The sequence below is a fragment of the Embleya sp. NPDC050493 genome (assembly GCF_044458105.1).
In the GTDB taxonomy this organism is placed as follows: Bacteria; Actinomycetota; Actinomycetes; order Streptomycetales; family Streptomycetaceae; genus Embleya.
In genome coordinates, this window is record NZ_JBITHP010000020.1 from 58,446 (window position 1) to 75,182 (window position 16,737).

15 protein-coding genes and 1 pseudogene are annotated in these 16,737 nt (G+C 68.8%); 4 read left to right on the top strand and 12 right to left on the bottom strand.

Features of this window, described 5'->3' with window-relative positions; translation table 11 throughout:
• Positions 1-4 precede the first annotated feature (4 nt).
• Positions 5-1,036, top strand: coding sequence for an LLM class F420-dependent oxidoreductase (locus ACIBM5_RS31450; protein WP_396009959.1), 1,032 nt, complete (start codon positions 5-7; stop codon positions 1,034-1,036).
• A gap of 1,239 nt (positions 1,037-2,275) precedes the next feature.
• On the opposite strand, the gene ACIBM5_RS31455 is transcribed toward ACIBM5_RS31450, so the two are convergent.
• The 9 genes from ACIBM5_RS31455 to ACIBM5_RS31495 all read right to left on the bottom strand — a co-directional run bounded on the left by ACIBM5_RS31455 (position 2,276) and on the right by ACIBM5_RS31495 (position 11,388).
• The gene (locus ACIBM5_RS31455) at positions 2,276-3,040 is read right to left on the bottom strand and encodes a hypothetical protein (RefSeq protein WP_396009960.1); all 765 of its coding nucleotides are present in this window, start codon (positions 3,038-3,040) and stop codon (positions 2,276-2,278) included.
• Between the two features lie 439 nt (positions 3,041-3,479).
• The gene (locus ACIBM5_RS31460; RefSeq protein ID WP_396009961.1) at positions 3,480-4,769 is read right to left on the bottom strand and encodes an FAD-dependent monooxygenase; all 1,290 of its coding nucleotides are present in this window, start codon (positions 4,767-4,769) and stop codon (positions 3,480-3,482) included.
• A gap of 415 nt (positions 4,770-5,184) precedes the next feature.
• Positions 5,185-5,976 carry a hypothetical protein gene (locus ACIBM5_RS31465; protein ID WP_396009962.1) on the bottom strand — a complete coding sequence of 264 codons (792 nt, stop codon included), beginning with the start codon at positions 5,974-5,976 and terminating at the stop codon, positions 5,185-5,187.
• 59 nt (positions 5,977-6,035) lie between these two features.
• Positions 6,036-6,965 carry a PDR/VanB family oxidoreductase gene (locus ACIBM5_RS31470; protein WP_396009963.1) on the bottom strand — a complete coding sequence of 310 codons (930 nt, stop codon included), beginning with the start codon at positions 6,963-6,965 and terminating at the stop codon, positions 6,036-6,038.
• A gap of 402 nt (positions 6,966-7,367) precedes the next feature.
• Positions 7,368-8,234 (bottom strand): alpha/beta fold hydrolase, encoded by an 867-nt coding sequence (locus ACIBM5_RS31475; RefSeq protein ID WP_396009964.1) that lies wholly within the window; start codon positions 8,232-8,234, stop codon positions 7,368-7,370.
• 50 nt (positions 8,235-8,284) lie between these two features.
• Positions 8,285-9,160: a VOC family protein gene (locus ACIBM5_RS31480; RefSeq protein ID WP_396009965.1), complete on the bottom strand. Its 876-nt coding sequence runs from the start codon at positions 9,158-9,160 to the stop codon at positions 8,285-8,287.
• A gap of 21 nt (positions 9,161-9,181) precedes the next feature.
• A complete protein-coding gene (locus ACIBM5_RS31485; protein WP_396009967.1) occupies positions 9,182-9,718 on the bottom strand; it encodes an aromatic-ring-hydroxylating dioxygenase subunit beta in 537 nt (178 codons plus the stop codon).
• A complete protein-coding gene (locus ACIBM5_RS31490) occupies positions 9,711-11,006 on the bottom strand; it encodes an aromatic ring-hydroxylating dioxygenase subunit alpha (protein WP_396009968.1) in 1,296 nt (431 codons plus the stop codon). Before ACIBM5_RS31490 ends, ACIBM5_RS31485 begins: the two co-directional genes overlap by 8 nt.
• Before the next feature lie 118 nt (positions 11,007-11,124).
• Entirely contained in the window at positions 11,125-11,388 is a 264-nt protein-coding gene (locus ACIBM5_RS31495; RefSeq protein WP_396009970.1) for a hypothetical protein, read from the bottom strand.
• Between the two features lie 295 nt (positions 11,389-11,683).
• Between ACIBM5_RS31495 and ACIBM5_RS31500 the strand changes: the two genes are divergently transcribed.
• Positions 11,684-12,547 carry a helix-turn-helix transcriptional regulator gene (locus ACIBM5_RS31500; RefSeq protein WP_396009972.1) on the top strand — a complete coding sequence of 288 codons (864 nt, stop codon included), beginning with the start codon at positions 11,684-11,686 and terminating at the stop codon, positions 12,545-12,547.
• A gap of 594 nt (positions 12,548-13,141) precedes the next feature.
• On the opposite strand, the gene ACIBM5_RS31505 is transcribed toward ACIBM5_RS31500, so the two are convergent.
• A complete protein-coding gene (locus tag ACIBM5_RS31505; protein WP_396009973.1) occupies positions 13,142-13,303 on the bottom strand; it encodes a hypothetical protein in 162 nt (53 codons plus the stop codon).
• A gap of 591 nt (positions 13,304-13,894) precedes the next feature.
• On the opposite strand from ACIBM5_RS31505, the gene ACIBM5_RS31510 reads away from it, so the two are divergent.
• Positions 13,895-15,310 (top strand): amidase, encoded by a 1,416-nt coding sequence (locus ACIBM5_RS31510; RefSeq protein WP_396009974.1) that lies wholly within the window; start codon positions 13,895-13,897, stop codon positions 15,308-15,310.
• A 264-nt stretch (positions 15,311-15,574) separates the two neighbouring features.
• Here ACIBM5_RS31510 and ACIBM5_RS31515 read toward each other — a convergent pair whose 3' ends face one another.
• A complete protein-coding gene (locus ACIBM5_RS31515; RefSeq protein ID WP_396009975.1) occupies positions 15,575-15,961 on the bottom strand; it encodes a hypothetical protein in 387 nt (128 codons plus the stop codon).
• Here ACIBM5_RS31515 and ACIBM5_RS31520 point away from each other — a divergent pair.
• Positions 15,960-16,316, top strand: a complete 357-nt coding sequence (locus ACIBM5_RS31520) for a helicase associated domain-containing protein (RefSeq protein WP_396009976.1) — start codon at positions 15,960-15,962, stop codon at positions 16,314-16,316. The two genes, ACIBM5_RS31515 and ACIBM5_RS31520, sit on opposite strands and share 2 nt — an antisense overlap.
• 264 nt (positions 16,317-16,580) lie before the next feature.
• Here ACIBM5_RS31520 and ACIBM5_RS31525 read toward each other — a convergent pair.
• A pseudogene (locus ACIBM5_RS31525) lies at positions 16,581-16,709 on the bottom strand (ATP-dependent DNA ligase); the annotation flags it as partial.
• Positions 16,710-16,737: the final 28 nt, after the last annotated feature.

Sequence of the window (16,737 nt, forward strand, 5' to 3'; positions counted from 1 at the left end):
GACCATGAAGATCTCGACGATGCTCACTTACGGCACCGACCCGCGCGAGGCCGCCGAGCACATCACTCGACTCGAGGCCGCCGGGCTCGACACCGTCTGGGTCGCCGAAGGGTACGGCTACGACTCGCCGACCCTGATGGGCTACCTGGCGGCCCGCACCTCGAGCGTGGAGATCGGCGCAGCCATCCTCAACGTCTACTCCCGCACCCCGACCATGCTCGCATCGACCGCGGCCGGCCTCGACAGCGTGTCCGGCGGTCGCGCCATCATCGGCCTCGGCGCCTCCAACCCGAAGATCATCGAGGGGTGGCACGGCATGCCCTTCGTACAGTCGACCGGCCGTACCAGGGAGACCGTCGAGATCATCCGCACGGCCCTGCGGCGCGAGGCGGTCGACTACAGCGGCCGCTCCTTCGAGATCCCTCTCCCGGTCGGTCGGGGCACCGGATTCGGCGAGTCGCTGAAGATCATGACCAAGCCGCTACGTCCCTCGGTTCCGCTCTACATCGCCGCGCTGGGACCGCATTCGGTCGAAGGCGCGGCGGAGTACGCCGACGGCTGGCTGCCCTTCCTGTACTCCCCCGAGGGCGCCGCCGGGGTATGGGGCGAAGCGCTCGCCGCGGGAACCGCGAAGCGCTCCGAGAACCTCGCGCCCCTGGAGGTCGTCGCCGGTGGCATCGTCGCCATCGGCGAGGACGTGAAGGAGATACTCGACGTCGCGCGGCCGATACTCGCGCTCTACATCGGAGGCATGGGCGCCCGCGGCAAGAACTTCTTCAACGACCTCGTCCAACGCTACGGCTACGAAGCCGAGGCCAAGGAGATCCAGGACCTCTACCTCGACGGCAAGACGAAGGAGGCCGAGGCCAAAGTCCCCTCCCGACTCCTTGAACAGATCAACCTCGTCGGGCCGGCCTCCTACGTTCGGGAGCGGATCGAAGCATTCCGCGAGTCCGGCGTCACCAATCTCCAGGTCACCCCGACCGGCAACGATCCCGCCGCACTCGTGCGCCGACTCAAAGAGTGGGTGGCCTGACTTCCGCCTGACTTCCGCCTGACTTCCGCTTCTGCCGAGGCAACACCCTTGCAAGCGCGGCAGGAACCGGCACAACCGCGCCGCCCCCGGCGCCCGCAGCGACATTCGGAAACAGGTTCCGACCGCTCCCCCGCGGTGAGGTCGTGACGGAGATCGAGTCCGGCTGCGGCCAACCCGCGCCGGACGGTGCGCTCGGACACCGCGAGGCACTCGGCGACGGTGCGCGCGTGAGCGGTCGACAACACGCCGTGCCCGCGCGGATCGAGTGGACGACGTGCTGCGGGGGAACGTCCACCCGCCGGCAACGACCCCGCACGCCACATGGCGCGGCACCGGCAGGGGCGGCCGGGCCGGCTCACCGCGGGCAACCCCGCCCTGACCGCGACCCGCGGCGGCGTCCGATCGCTCTCCTGGCCCGCGCCGTGGTCACCTATCCCGAAACCGTCGCCCTCACCCAAGCGTTCACCACACTCCCCCACCTCGTCTCGCGGGCCATCCACCGCAGGCCGGGTCACACGTGGCGGCACACGCGGACGCCGGCCCACATCGCCGACCGCCCCGAACTCCCCCCTGGCGGTCGCGCCCGACGACCTCCTGTGGGCGCGGCTCCACCACCACAACCCGGCCCGACCGGCAACGACCCGCCTCCCGACGAGAGCCGACACCCACCTCGGGCGTCCTTGCGGCGCCGGCCCGGTCCCGGGGGCGAGCTGCCGTCGGGGTGCTTGTCGGGGTTCTGGGCACGGGCGGCGCCTGGCCCGGCTTCAGCGGGGCCTTGTCACCTCGTGCTCTCCCGTGACATGCCTCCCCGGGCACCTCGCCCGGCTCCGCAACGAAGCCGGCCGGGGGGTTCCCCGTCGAGTGGATCGGTCGGTCCCGGCGGCGTGTGCAGCGCACCCCCGCGGCTTGATGATCTTTCCGGTGACGTGGAGGTCTCCGTGAATGACCATCGGGGCGTAGACGGTGGCGCCGTCGGGGGTGATGGCGGCGCCGCGGGGGGTGGTGAATTCGAAGGAGCGGATGGCGATCGGGCTGGACCGTCCGGCGATCGGTTTCAGGCGCATGTAGCGGGCGGTTCGGGTAATGGTGCCGTGGTACGCCTTCTACGCCGCGATGCTTTCGTACATGCTCCAGCCGGTGCCGTTGGTCGAGGACTCCAGGACACAGGTGTAACGGACTCCGGCCGCCGCGACAGGCAGCGGCACGGCCACTCCACCGGGACCGCTCCCAGGGAAACCACTACCACCGCGCGGCGGCGGCCCCCAACGCCCGCCGGGGAAGCGGATCGTGGAGCCTGGCCACATACCGCCGGTACGCCCGCGCCTCGGCCGAGGTGCCCACGACGAGGGCATGGCGGTCGGGGAACATCGCGTTTCCCGCGTTCGGTACGGGGGCGTTCGTCCCGAACCGGTTCCCGTGCAGGCGGCCGGTTACCAGCCGGCCCCGGTTCCCGGGAATCAACCTGGACCGGCCGGTTACCACCGGGCCGCGGTTGACCTGAAACCAGACCTCGCGGTGGTTGCCGAACAGCACGACACCCTCGCGGAGATCACGCACGTGGGTGTACACGTCGAAGTCCCAGTCACCCGGGGCTCTCCCCGAGGCGTAGTGCCCACGGAAGTGGTGCAAGAACCGGGGCAGGTCGACAGTCGCACCGAACGGAATCACCGCGTCGGCATAGGGCTCACCGGCGATGAAACAGATTCTGAACTCCAAGCCGTACGGCCGCCCGCGGACCTTCTTCTTGATGCAAAGTGAGAACGTGTCCGCGTCGTCATGGTTCCACCGGTCCACGGCACGAACATGCCGGCTCAGGTGCTCGAACGACAGCGTCTCCCGATCAACCAACAGGCCGGGGATCCGTTCGACCGAGCCATGTAGCAGATAGAGACACATCAGGTCCACCGGATGCGTGTCGTGCGCCAGTCGCGTAAAGAATCCATCGGAAAAACTGTCCCGCAAAGGTGTCTCCAGCCGTCCCGCCCTCTGCTGTGTCGTGGGCATGGGGCAAATCTACGGCCGTCGGGACAACGGGACAGTCAATATCGGCAAGATTGATCTTGACGTCTTGACGCCTACTGTGCGAGGACCGGGTCCCGGTCGACGACGGGCCGACCGTGACCCTGAGACCCGCCCTCGGGCAGCCCCGGCCGGTACGGCTGTGCGCGCACTGCCGCACCGACCGGCCCGGCCGCGAAGGCGACGAACTCGTCGCCGACGACCGCCCTGCGCGCGCCGCGCCGACTCCTGGACCTCTTGGCGGCCGGGCCGAAGTGGCGGGGCGGGCATGGGCGTTCGTCCGACCCTCTCGTCCCGGGCGACGCCCGATCGCAGGACTCACCCGGACGAGCGGTCCCTACGGGGTCGACTCCCCCTCGTCCGGCAACGGCCGGGTCAGGCGCCGGCCGACCGGCGCGGTCCCTCTCGATACGTCATGTGACACCTACGGCTTGGCCGACGAGGTGATCGCCGATCCGGCCGGGGCCGCGGAGTCCGGCACCCCCGCGTAGTCGGGCAGCTCGACGCCGTTGATCGCGCGCCCGACCAGCTCCATGAACCATTCGCCGGCGAAGTCGGGGCCCGGCTCGGTGTCCGGCCCGGGAACGTCGCGGCTGCGGGCGTTCAACCGGCCGATCTCCTGGTTGGCCTCGACGAACGAGCGCATCCGCGCCTCGTAGCGGGCGAACCCCGCGTCCGGGTCCCATCCGGCGGCGGCCAGCTCACCGGCCAGCACGTAGGCACCGACCAGGGCCAGCCCGGTGCCCTGCCCGGACATCGGCGACGAGCTGAACGCCGCGTCCCCGAGCAACCCCACCCGTCCACTCGACCAGCGATCCATCACCACCTGGGCGACCTGGTCGAGGTAGAAGTCCGGGGTGTCGTCCAGGTGCGCGAGGATGTCCGGGGTCAACCAGCCCAGACCCGCCATCCGCTCCCGCAGCAGGACCTTCTGGGCCGCGACGTCACGGTGGTCGACGTCGAAGCCGGCCGAGGGGAAGTAGAACATGGCCATCGCCCGGGTGGCGTCCTGGATGGGCCGCAGGAGGACGGAGCGCCCCGACTCCCGATCCTGGTACTCGAGCAGCCGGCGGTCCAGCCCGAACTCGTTGGGCACACTGTAGAAGGCAAGCATGTGCCCGAGATGGCGGAGGAACCGCTCATGCGGCCCGAAGACCATCGCTCGCAGCTCCGAGTGCAGCCCGTCCGCCCCGACCACCAGGTCGAAGCGCCGCCGGTCGCCGCCCGCGAAGACCACGTCGACCCCGTCCGCGTCCTGGGCGAGGTCGGCGATTCGGTCGCCGAAGACGTACTCGACGTCGTCTCGTGTGTCGTCGTAGAGCAGCCGGGACAGGTCCCCGCGCAGGATCTCGATGTCCGCGATGAACCCGTCGCCACCGTCGTCGTCGGCGTGGAAGGTCTCCAGCACCTGCCCGTCCGCGTCCACGGTGTGCGCGCCGGCGGTGTCGGTGCACGCCGCGCGCACCGCCGCGTCCAACCCCATGCGCCCGATGGCCTCCCTGGCGACCCCGCGCGCGTCCACCGCCTGCCCTCCGGGACGCAGCTCGGGAGCCCGCTCCACCACGGTCACCTCGGCCCCACGCCGGCTCAGCCAGTGGGCCAGCGCGGGCCCCGCGATGCTCGCCCCCGCCACCAACACCCTGGGACCGCTCATCCGCGTCCCGTGCCCGCCCGTCCGGATCGCGCGCCCCTGGTCGGAGTCGTCGACGCTCATTCGCTGCCTCCATGTGCCTTCTCCCGCGCCGGAACGTTCCCGGCACAGGCTCATCGCTGTCGGTGTGTCCAGCCGTATCGACCGCGGGTCCGCACAAAACTCATCGGTCACGGCAGACATTGATGAGAAACGCCGACTCCCATGAGGCTCCTATCAACCCGAACTGGAGTGAACCAGGCGAGTCGGCCTGTCAGTCAGGCCGCCGCCCGAGACTTCGCCGGATCTGCGCGGCCCGGCGCCGCCGGGCGCTCGGGAGCCAGGGCTGTCGGCTGTCGTCCTCACGGCCGGGCCCGTTGCACGCGCGGCGGCACCGGCACCACACGCACGCCACGATCATGTGGGCGGCGACGGGGCACCGCGCGAGTGCGCAGGCCGCCCGGCACACCGCGAAACACACCTGCGGCCACAGCAGCGGTCAGGTCGCCCGGCAGGCTCCGTTGTCGACCCACGCGTGGATGAGGTCGCGGTGCAGGACCTGACCTTCCGGCGCGTTGGGTATGTGCATCGGGACATCCGCGGGATCGCGCCCAGCGTTCTCGACGGTCAGACACACCGCGTAGCGCCCGTCGACCGTCGCGATCGTGAAGCGCTCGCCCGCATTCGAGCCCGAGACACCTTCGATCCGCAAAGCCGGCCGCGAACCGTTCGGCGAATCGAGTCTGGTCCCCACAAGCGTGGTGTAGTCGATCGACCCGGCGAACCCTTCCAGCACCGACCCACTCGACAGCTCCGCCGCGAACCTGTCCGCCGCCGATCGGACGGAGTCCCGATCCCACGTCGAGCGATCGTGCAGGTTCACCATCAGTAGGCCCAACCCGAAACCGCACAGCGCGGTCAGGATTCCACCGACCTGACCCTTCCCGAACGACTCCCCCCAGCGCGGCGCTGCCGCCGCACTGTCACCCGGACCGGCGAACCTTCGGTACAGCCAAGGGATATCGACCACGCTCAGCAGTAACGCCAAGCCACCGAGCCCGAAAAAGTAGACGGCCGATCCAGGCATGCCACTCCCCCATTCACCGGCTCGACCACCGCGCCGGCTGCGCCCGAAGGTACACCCCGCGTATATCAACCCGCGCACATGGCAGTCGCCCCGGCCCCGGGTGTCCTGCCGCGACACCGGCGCGAACACCTCGGCCACGAACACGGCCCACGCAGATCGCAGTTCCCCGATCTCCCCCTTCCTGTGCGCGCTGCGGCGGATCATCCGGTCGGTGAGGCGATTCGACCGTTGTCGACTCCGCCCGCGTACTGATCGACTCGAACTCAGATGTCGAGGACGATCCGTTTGGTGCAGGCGCGCGAGACGCAAATCATGATGTACTCGCCGCTTTCTTTCTCCCCTTCTGTGAGAACGTGATCGCGGTGATCGGGCTTGCCTTCCACCACGAGCGTCTCGCAAGCCCCGCATATCCCTTCGGAGCAGGAGCTCAGCGTGCTCACGCCGGCCTCTTCGAGTGCCTTCAGGATGGTCCCGTCGGCGGGCACGGTCACCGTGATACCGCTGCGCTTGGCCACGACCTCGAACGGTACGTCGCCGGCTACGGGCACGGCGGCGGGCGGAGCCGAGAAGCGCTCCAGGTGGAGCGCGCCCTGCGGCCAGGAGGAGGCCCGCTCCTCGACGGCGTCGAGGAGCGGGCCCGGGCCACAGGTGTAGATCGCCGTGTCCTGGCGGGGGTCACCCAGTGCCGTGTCGAGGTCGATCGGCCCGGCCTCGTCAGCGGGATGCACATGCACGCGCGAGGAGTCGAGCTCGTCGAGGAACGCCATCGAGGCCCGGCTGCGACCGCCGTAGGTGAGCGTCCAGTCCAGTCCCCGGTGCTCCGCGTTCCGAATCATCGGTATCAGCGGGGTGATGCCGATGCCGCCGGCCACGAAGCGGATGCGGGAAGGCGGGTCGAACGGGAAGTGGTTGCGGGGACCCGCTGCGTCGATCAGTGTGCCGACGCGCAACTGGTCGTGGATGAACCGGGAACCGCCTCGGCCGTCGGCCTCCCGCAGGACGCCGATGCGATAGGACTTCCGGTCGTCGGGGTCACCGCACAGCGAATACTGACGGACCGAGCCGTCGCCGACCGTCAGGTCGATGTGGGCCCCCGGTTGCCATCCGGGCAGGTCCTGCCCGATCGGATCCACCAGGATGAGGGAGACGACCCCCGCGGCCTCCCATCGGATCTGTCTCACCAACAACTGCATGATTGTTTCCTCCACTTCCCTGCTCGGAAGGTCACACCGATGGGATCCAGTGCCGCCGCCGACACGATTCGGCGGGATCTGCGTAGCGGCCCACCGGGATGGAGGCGTTGCTCGCCCGGGCGGCCGCGTCTGCGGAGATGCCTTCACGCTGCGCGCGGGAAGCGTCCAGCCGGCGGAGGCGGGGATTGTCGATCCGGCCTGGCAGCACAATGTTTGCGGTGACGCCGTGGGGAGCCGCTTCCCGCGCGCGAGTCTTGTTCCATCCGCTCAGGGTGGACCGGAGCGCCTTCGGAACCCGAGGTCGGGGACCGGGTAACTACGCCACTGGAAGCACCGGTAACGACCCGCCGCTACGTGGGCGAACTCCGCCCGGTGAGTCCGGTCGGTGGTCGGATGCGGTGGTCAGGCCCGGAGGAACTCGGTGACGACCGAGTCGTGCTCCTCGGGCTTCTCCCACTGCGGCCAGTGGCCGGCGTCCGCGATGCAGGCGTACCGCGCATCGGGGATGAGCGCGGCGAGCTTACGGCCGAACTCCGGACCGGTGCCGGGGTTGTGGTCGCTCCAGAGCACCAGGGTCGGCTGTCGGATCCGGCCGAGCATCTGCGGTGTGATGCGGTGTGGAGAGTCGGACCGAAAGCTGTTCCGCATCACGTTGGTAAGGCCCTCGCGGGTCTCGGGGCGCTGGTAGAAGTACTGCCGCAGCGTGACGAGTTCCTCGGTGACGCGGTCCGGCTCGGACATCAGCCACTCGAGTCGTGTGCGGACCGTCTCGCGGGTCGGGTTGCCGATCGCGGCGAGCGAGCGCTCCCTGAGGGTGTCGCCGGCCGCGAGTCGCTCCGGCGTGATGCGCCCTTCCTCGACCTCGGCACCGGCGGTCGTGTTGAGGATGATCCTGCCGACGCGGTCGGGGTAGTGCAGTGCCGTCCACATGCTCACCCAGCCACCCAAGGACTCGCCCTCGAGGTGGGCGGTGTCGGCGCCGATCGAGTCCATCAGGTCGACGACCTGTTCGGCGTAGGTCGGCACCATCTCGGTGGTGAAGGGTCGGCCCGAGGAGAAGCCGTGCCACAGCAGGTCGATGGCGATGACGTGGAAATGCTTGCTCAGCCGCATGATGTTGCGGCTGTACGCCTCGGCGTGGCCGCCGTTCCCGTGCATGAGGATGAGCGGCTCTCCCTCGCCGGCCTCGATGACACGGGTCTTGAATTCCTTGCCTCGGTACCCGATCGAGGCACCGACCAGGTCGTTCCACATGCTCTTCACGGACATCGGTCCGCCTCCCTTGCCGCGAGAATTCGACGATCGATCCGCCGAGTCGGTCAGTAACGCTGGTGTCCCCACACCTTGTCGCCGGTGTGGTTGGTGGAAATGTGCGTCGCCGGGTCGATCAGCGCACCGCCGGCGCCGTACTCGAGCCTGAAGCCGGACGGCGTCTCGAGGTAGCAGGAGATCATCCGGTCGTTGACGTGCCGACCGAGTCCGACGAGCGGCTTGGCACCCGAGGCATGTACGCGATCCATCGCTCGGCCGACCATGTCGATGTGCGTCGGCTCGAGCATCAGGTGGCTGACCGAGGGCGCCGCAGGGTCACCCTGGATCAGGGCGAGACTGTGATGGCGCTCGTTGACGTGCAGGAAGTTGATCAGCCGCGGCGGCATGATCAGGTAGTCACTGAGTCCGAATCCGAGGACGTCGCGGTAGAACTCGTTGCAGGCGTCGAACTCGACGGTGCGGAGCACGATGTGGCCCACTCCGAGCGCGCCGGCGACGAACTCCACTCCTGCGGGTGAGTGGAACGGATCCGGATCGGCGCTCGGGCCCCAGTAGAACTCCAGCCGGTTGCCGTCCGGATCGTGGCTGCTGTAAAGCTCCGCGACCCCGCGATGCCGAGCCGAATTCGGCGCCTCCTCGACCACGTCGAAACCGTGCGTGGTGAGATGGCCGACCAGCGCCGCGAGTGCGTCATGTGACGCGGTCTCCCAGCCGAGGTACGCGAGCCCCTCCTCGGCGCCCGCCTCGACGGCGATCCGCCACGAGCGCTCGTCCATGCGCAGACGCAGTTCCGTCTCCGCCGCGTCGGCTGCGGACACGTCCTGGAGTCCGAGAATGCCTGTGCCGAATGTTCGCCAGTCCTCGAGTCGGGCGCTGGTGAATCCGACGTAACCGAGCGCGCGGATATGTCGGTCCTGATTCATCACGGGTTCCCTCTCCAACGGTCAGACGATGTCGGTCATGTCATAGGGCTGCACGTCGGCGTCGAGCACCACCGCATGGCGGAGAATCTCGAAGCCCTCGCCCTTCGCGGCCAGGAGGTCGTCGTACGTGCCGGCGGCGTGGACCTGGGAGTGTCCGTCGAGGCCGGTGCGAACCAACACCACACTCGCCTTCACGTGGAGAGTGCCGTTGCCCTCGATGAAGACGCGCAGATTGCCTATCAGGTGGACTCGGGGCTTTCGCCGCATGCGCCAGTACCCGGAGAGGTAGGCCGCGCGGACCTGAAGCGCGACGATCCCGCGCTCCTTCGTCAGGTACAGGCCGGTGTCGGCGTTGTCCCGATCCGTCACGGAGTACTCGGCGTTCGGATGGAAGAACCCCAGCCAGTCGCGGTAACGGTCCTCGTCCAGGCACGCCGCCCAGTCGGCGTAGAAGGCACGCACCCGCTCCATCACGGCCGGGTCGTAGGTGCGAGTGCCGCTGGTCGGCGCCGTCTGCGGCTGCACGACCTCATGCTCGAATACCCGCTGCTCACTCATGAACGAACCCCTTCTCCAACACGATGGGCTCTTCGTTGATGTAGGAATTCCAGAGCTTGTGGAAGCACCGCAGCGAGTACTCGTCGAACTTGTCGCCGACCTTGCCCGGCTTGAGACCGCGGCCCATGTGGGAGGTCTCGAGGCTGGTGCCCCGCAGTCCGCTCTGCGCACGTACCGACGCCTCGAGGTCGTCCGCGGTGATCTTGCCCCAGGAGCCCTGGGAATCGGCGCCGGTCTCCAGGCGGCGCTTGCGCTCCGCCGCCGACTCGCCGACCTTGCCCAGGATGATGAGCTCCACGACGGTGCTGTCCAGACCCAGGGGAGTCGCAACCTCCAGAAAGATGCTGCTGCCGTCCGCGTCGTACTGCAGGTCGAAGTTCGGGAAGACCGCGAAGATCGTGTTGCCGTGACGAACGTCCCGCTCCCACGCCGCGAGTCGGGCTTCCTGTTCCTGAGCGGTATGGCCGCGACTGGCGGAGTCCTCGACCGTCAGCGTGAGGTTCTCGCCCAGCTCGGCGGAGAGGCCGGCGGCATATTTCTCGATGTTGAAGCCGCCATACGCGGGGAACGTCAGCATCGAGTGGCCGCTGGCCAGCTCGTAATTCTTACCGGGCTGCATGCCGCCGCGGCCGTCGGCGATCATGCGGTGCAAGAACTGCGGGTGATAGTTGTCCCGGAAGTTGTCGGTCCAGAGCTTCCAATTGCCCGGGTAGTCCCATCGGGCGCGGCCGATGACCTCGGTATCGACCATGAATTCCCGGAGATATCGCGCCGCCTCGCCCAGATAGTCCTCGAAGTTCTCGACGACCGGGTCGATGGCGGCGAAAACGAGTCCGGCGAACTCCGCGACCTTGACCGGCGTCAAGCCGTACTCGGATTTGTCCAGGCCCTCACCATAGGCCCGCGGGAACGGCACCCCGATGAGGTCGCCTTTGTCGCTGAAGGCCCAGGCGTGGTACATGCACTTCACCGAACCCGGGCACGTGCCCTTGGCGCCGAGGAGTACCTCGACTCCGCGGTGGGTGCATGCGTTGTGGAAACCACGAATGACCCCATCGGTGCCGCGCCACACCGCAACCGGTTCTCCGGCGATCCTGGCCGTGCGGTAGCTACCCGCCTCGGGGAGCTCGGAGGTATGGCAAATGAGCTGCCAGGTACGCCGGAAGATCTTGACCCGCTCCTCTTCGTAGAGGCCGGGATCGGTGTAGTTCCTTCGGGGCACCAGCATGGGCGAGGTGCGCGTGTGCTCGTCCGGGGATGGCGTCGGACGTTCCGCCTGCGCGGTCATGGGTTTGTCTCCCTTCGAGACGGTCGCATCGGGTTGTCACACATGTCCGAACCTCGCCGGGGCATCCGCGAGCGACAGTCCGGCCTCGAACTCGAATGCGAGGTGTTCCAGAGGCGATTCAGAAGGAGTTCAGCCGAGAACGACCTGCAGGTCCTGCGTCGGGCAGCTCGAGATCGTGATGGGTGCTGCCTTTCGCGTGAAAGAACCCGCGTTCACCTTTGCGATAGGGCACGCCCACACCGGCGACATCGCGATTGAAGGCGCTGACGTTCACGAGGTTCGCCCGGAGCAGGTCGATGTGTCCGAGCCGCCGCACACGAAAGTGCGACGAACGGTCCACCCTGCGCCCGAGAGTTCTGCGGTCGATGTCATGTGTGCTCACTTCGAGATCTCGCTCGGCGAAGAGGGTGCTATTTCCTTGCGCCCGAGGGTTCGGGCTGGATTCGATCGTCTCTGCGGTCGCGTAGACCGCGGTCGGCGCCCGGATCCCGTGTGCGGACAAACCTCGGCGGATCAGTCGCCGAGGCGATGGTGGTTGCCGCACCGAATCACCGGGAACCGGGTGGCTTCAGTGTGGAGGGAATTACCCGCTGCGTGGCAGAGCCGGTTGTTACGCGGTCCAGGTAACGCGTACTGGCAGTACGTGTTAGGCCATCCCGGGCGTACAGTTTCGGACCATGGCACCTGAAGACAGTGACCTGGGGGGATTCCTCCGCTCCCGCCGTGCACGCGTGAACCCGACCAGCTTCAGTGGTGCGAGCGGCATCGGGCGGCGAGTACCCGGCCTCCGACGGGAGGAGGTGGCCGCACTCGCCGGCATCAGCGTCGAGTACTACGCCCGCCTCGAACGCGGCCAGAAGGTGCGGGTTTCCGAGACCGTACTGGGCGCCATCGCACGCGCCCTCGGCCTCAACGATCTCGAGGCCACGCACCTCCACGACCTCGCGCACTCCGTGGAGAAGGTCCCGACGGCCGCCAAGGCACAAGATCACCATGGCGATGCCGTACGCCCGGCACTACAGGTGATCACCGATGCGCTCAGTCCACTGCCGGCGTGGATCACCAACTACCGCATGGACTTCCTTGCCGGGAACCGCGAAGCCCGCGCCATCTACGCGCCCCTGTTCACCAACCCCGAAGACAAGGGCAACCAGGCGCGCTTCATCTTCCTCAACCCGGTCAGCCGAGCCTTCGAGTGCCGATGGGAACGCGTCGCCGACGAAACAGTGGGAGCGCTCCGGTGGTACGCCACACGTCATCCCGACGATCGCGAACTCTCCAGGCTCATCCTCGACCTCAATCTGCGCAGCACGGAGTTCAGGTCCCGCTGGGACGATCACAACATCATCCACCATCGCTCGGGCGACGTGCATGTGAATCATCCGGCCATCGGCGACCTCAAGCTCCCCTACGAGCGCCTCGACGTCACACACGACCCGGGCTTGAGCCTGTTCATCCACGTGGTGGAAGCCGGTTCGGCCCACGCGCAAAGGCTTGCCGCCTTGGTTGCCGACGGCTCCTCGACACCCCCGCGTGTGTAAGTCGCAGACATGCACGGCATCGGGTCCGCACCCCGATACACGGGGCACCTTCGCGCGGATCACACTCTCGCCGGGGCGACATCGAATCGAGCCGACGCGCGGCATCCCCGCCGAGGACGCATGGCACTGCGAAGCCTCGACACCGCCTCGCGTGCCGGCGGTGGGACTGTCATACGGCCGCACGCCAGACCGCGTCGGCGGCCAGGCCAACCACGCCCTGCACACCATCGTGCTGGTCCGTAGCGCGTCACCGCAGCCGAATCCTCCTTCTTCGACGATCCCCGACGGTTCCCACCCGGCACCGCCGAACTCGACGGCGCCTTGATCATGCACGACACACAGGCCCGCTGGCACTCCCTGCCCGCCATCACTCTCAGGCGAGGGCGTGTAGGCGTCCCTGACAGCCCCTCGGGTCGGTCCGAGTCGGGACCGGTGAGGTAGTGGTCGCGGATGCGGCGGGGCACTTGGTACACCCGGTCGGCGTTGGCGTCGTCCACGGGGCCGAGGTCCCGAGGTCCTCGCGCGCGGCGTCGAGAGGATACGCGAGGTGGACGCGACTCCGGTCCTGATCGTGTCCGCGGGGGTGGGTGGACGTCAGCGCCATCGATTGTTGCCGCCGTGGTCACGACCGAGCGGGCGGGCCGGATCGGCATGCACCGTCGTCCGCCGGTCCGTTTCGATCTTTTCCGTGTCGGGGTGATCGAGGGTGAATTCCAGGTGTGGCCCGTTCGGATCCTTGACGTACAGCGTGCGCATCCGTTGTTGATGCGGAAGAACCGTCGCACCCGAAGCCGCTGTACCACCTGGCAACCGCCGCTCGGCCGGTCCGCCGGCCGGCGCCGGTACGTGCTGTGCACGCGCAACGCGTCGGCCCCGCGATCCGGGCAGGCCACCGCGGGCGTCCGGCTGCCGAAGTCGATCCACAGGACCGTCGAGGGGGGGTGGTCCCGCACTGTTGCGCGGGAACGTTCCCGCATCGATACTCGTGCAGTCTTCGGGCGCCGATGTCGACGGTGTCCGCCTTCTCTCTCGTCCGCCCGAAAGGTGGAATTCCCGGAATTCCTTTCGCGTGCCCCGTCCCACTGTCCGTCCGGGCACGGCCTCCGGCCGCTCGCCGACGTTGCGGGGCCCGCGTGGCGGCCCTGTGGCGTCGGAGTGTGCATCCCCGGTGCGACCTTCGTGTCGCGGCGGGGGTCGCCGGAGCCTTCCGGGCACGTCGGTCCGGGGTGGGGCGGCGTCTCGGCGTCTGCGGTCCGGACCCGGACGGAGCGTGCTCTCGCGAGCGCGATCTCCTCGTTTCCCATGGGAGTCAATGTGTCATCGGGATCTTCGACCGATCTTGCCTACATGCCCGCGACCGAAGCCCTCGCGGCGTTCCGGGCCCGTGAGTTGTCGCCGGTGGAACTCCTCGACGCGGTCGTGGAACGCGCCCGCGCCGTCGAACCGGTCGTCAACGCCGTGGTGGAGACGCTGCACGAGCAGGCGTACGAGGCGGCCCGGGAGGCGGAGCGCCGCTACGCCGGCCGGGGTGGCGGCGACCCGCGGGCGCTCGAGGGCATTCCGGTCGCGGCCAAGGAGGAGCACCCCATCGAAGGGCATCCGCTCCGGTTGGGATCCCTGTTGCACGTGGACGACGTCGCGGACGTGACGCATCCGGTGATCGAGCGGATCGTGGCGGCGGGCGGCATCGTGCACACGCGCGTGTCGACACCGGAGTATTGCGCGGCCGGTTTCACCCACTCGAAGCTGTGGGGCGTCACCCGCAACCCGTGGAACCCCGAGTACTCGTGCGGGGGTTCGTCCGGAGGATCGGGTGCGGCGCTGGCCGCGGGATACGCCCCCTTGGCGACCGGCTCCGACATCGGCGGATCGATCCGGATCCCGTCGTCCTTCAACGGTGTCGTCGGCTTCAAGCCTCCGTTCGGCCGGGTCCCGGCGCTGCCGCCGTACAGCCTCGACCAGTACTGCCACGACGGACCGATGGCCCGCACCGTCGCGGACTGCGCGCTGCTGGAGAACGTGATCGCCGGGCCGTGGAAGGGCGACGTCGTCTCGATCCGACCCAAGCTCGTCCTGCCGCAGACGTACGCCGGCGCCCGCGGCGCCGAGGGCATGCGCATCGCCCTGTGCCTCAACCTCGGCGACTACCGCCTGGACCCCGATGTCGAGGCCAACACGCGCGCCGCGGCCGAGGCGCTGCGCGCGGCGGGCGCCATCGTAGAGGAGGTCGAACTCGGCTGGACGCAGGACCTGATCCACCGGGCGGCCATGGCGCACTTCGCGGGCATCATGGGCGCGGAGGCCGCCGAAGCGGTCGCTGCCGCGCCCGATCTGGTCAATCCCTATCTGCGCGCGTTCGCGGACCAGGCCGCGGCCGTGCGGACGTCCTTCATCGAAGGGCTCGAGCTCGAAGGCGAGATCTATCGCGAACTCGGCGAGCTGCTCGACCGGTTCGACGCGATGATCTGCCCGACCACGGTGATCCCGGCGTTCGTCGCGGACGAGGACTACACCCGGAACCGGGTGGTCGTCGACGGAGTCGAACTCGACTTCTATCTCATGGCGGCGATGACGCTGCCGTTCAGTATCTGCAGCCGGGTACCGGTGCTGGCGGTGCCGTCCGGGTTCGCGTCCAACGGAGTGCCGACCGGCGTACAGATCGTCGGGCGCACCTACGACGACGAGAGCGTCTTCCGCGTCGGCGCGGCCTTGGAAGAGGTCCGCCCGTGGGCCTACCGGCCCGATCGGCGCCCGACGATCTGATCCGGCGACCGGGCCCGATGCCCGATCCGCCGCCGGCGCGAAGGCGACGGCGGCGATCACCACCACCAGAAGTAGGCGGCCGAAACACCCGGCCGAGAGGATCGCAGCACTCGACGCGCTCGACATGCGCTGGACGTGGGATCCGTTGTCGGTGTTCGAGTCCGGCGGGAAGGGCTCCGACCGGTGGTGGTCGGAGCCCTCGCGTTCAGGAATCGCGGACGCGCGCGGCGGCTGTTGGTTCGCCCTGGTGCAGCGGGGTGGGCGTCAGGCGCCGTCCTCGATGTCCGAGATGAGTTTGGTGCTCAGGTCGCTCTGTACGGCGAGGCGGGTGTGTCGGGCGTCGGGGCCGGTGCCCCAGGTGAGGGTGATGGTGGTGAACAGGTGTCCGGCGCCCGAGTCGTGGTAGGCGAGCTGCCAGTGGGTGGGGACGTCCTGGGCGCGCAGCACGCCGTCGGCGTGGTTGGCTTCCTCCCAGGCGGCCAGGCGTTGGCGCAGATCCTCGGTAAGGTAGTGGGCGCGCAATTCGCTGCCGAGGTCGTCGGTGCCGTCGTCGACGGCGTCGATGTAGGCGCCGTAGAAGTCGGCGACCCGGTCCACGGCCGAGTCCGGGCTTCCCTCGCGCACGGCCGTGCCCGTCCGGGTGTCGGTCATGTCGTCTTTCCCCTTCGTTCGTCGAAAGCGGCCGGCGCGGATCGTCGCCACCCGGCCACACCGACCAACGAGGACCCCGCCCCGCGGGCAACGCCCTCCTGCTCCCGCCCTGCCTCTCCGGCCGTCGAGGTGGCGGTCGGCCGGGCCGGGCGGCCTCTGCGAGGAGGCGGCGTGCCGGGCCCGGGTCGGGCATCTCGAAGTGCCGCGGGGGCACGCGGAGCCGGTGGTGGCGTCGGACGGGTGGCCGGAGGACGTACAGCTGGGGGTGTGGATGACCACGACCAGGAGCAGGAAGGCGAAACTCCCGCCGCAGCGGATCGCGGCGTTGGACGCGTTGGCGATGCGCTGGACGTGAGCCGGGCCGGGCCGGCCGGGGTGAATTGGGGTTACTCACGATGAACCCCATATACAGCCTGCGTATTTGTGGGGGTGCACATCGGCGCCCGACCGGCACTTCCGCTGCTACCGGACACGACTCCGGCACGCCCGGAAGCGCGGGCTCCCGACACTCGGCCTCGCCGAGACCGTCGAGATCCTCGAACGCGCAGAGGGCGAAGCCTTGCGCATCGGTCTGATCCGCACGGCCGTTAGGACCCGTGCCTGTCTCAGGTGGGTGAATGTCGGGGGCGCGGTCGGGGCGTAGACGGTGCCAGGAGGGGTGACGTAGGCGTCCGGTGCGGGTGCGGGTGCGGGCGGCGTAAGCGACCTCTCCGACCAGGCGCGGGAGTACCCCGTTTGCGCCCGGGAGGGCCATGTCGGGCGGCCCACCGGAATGC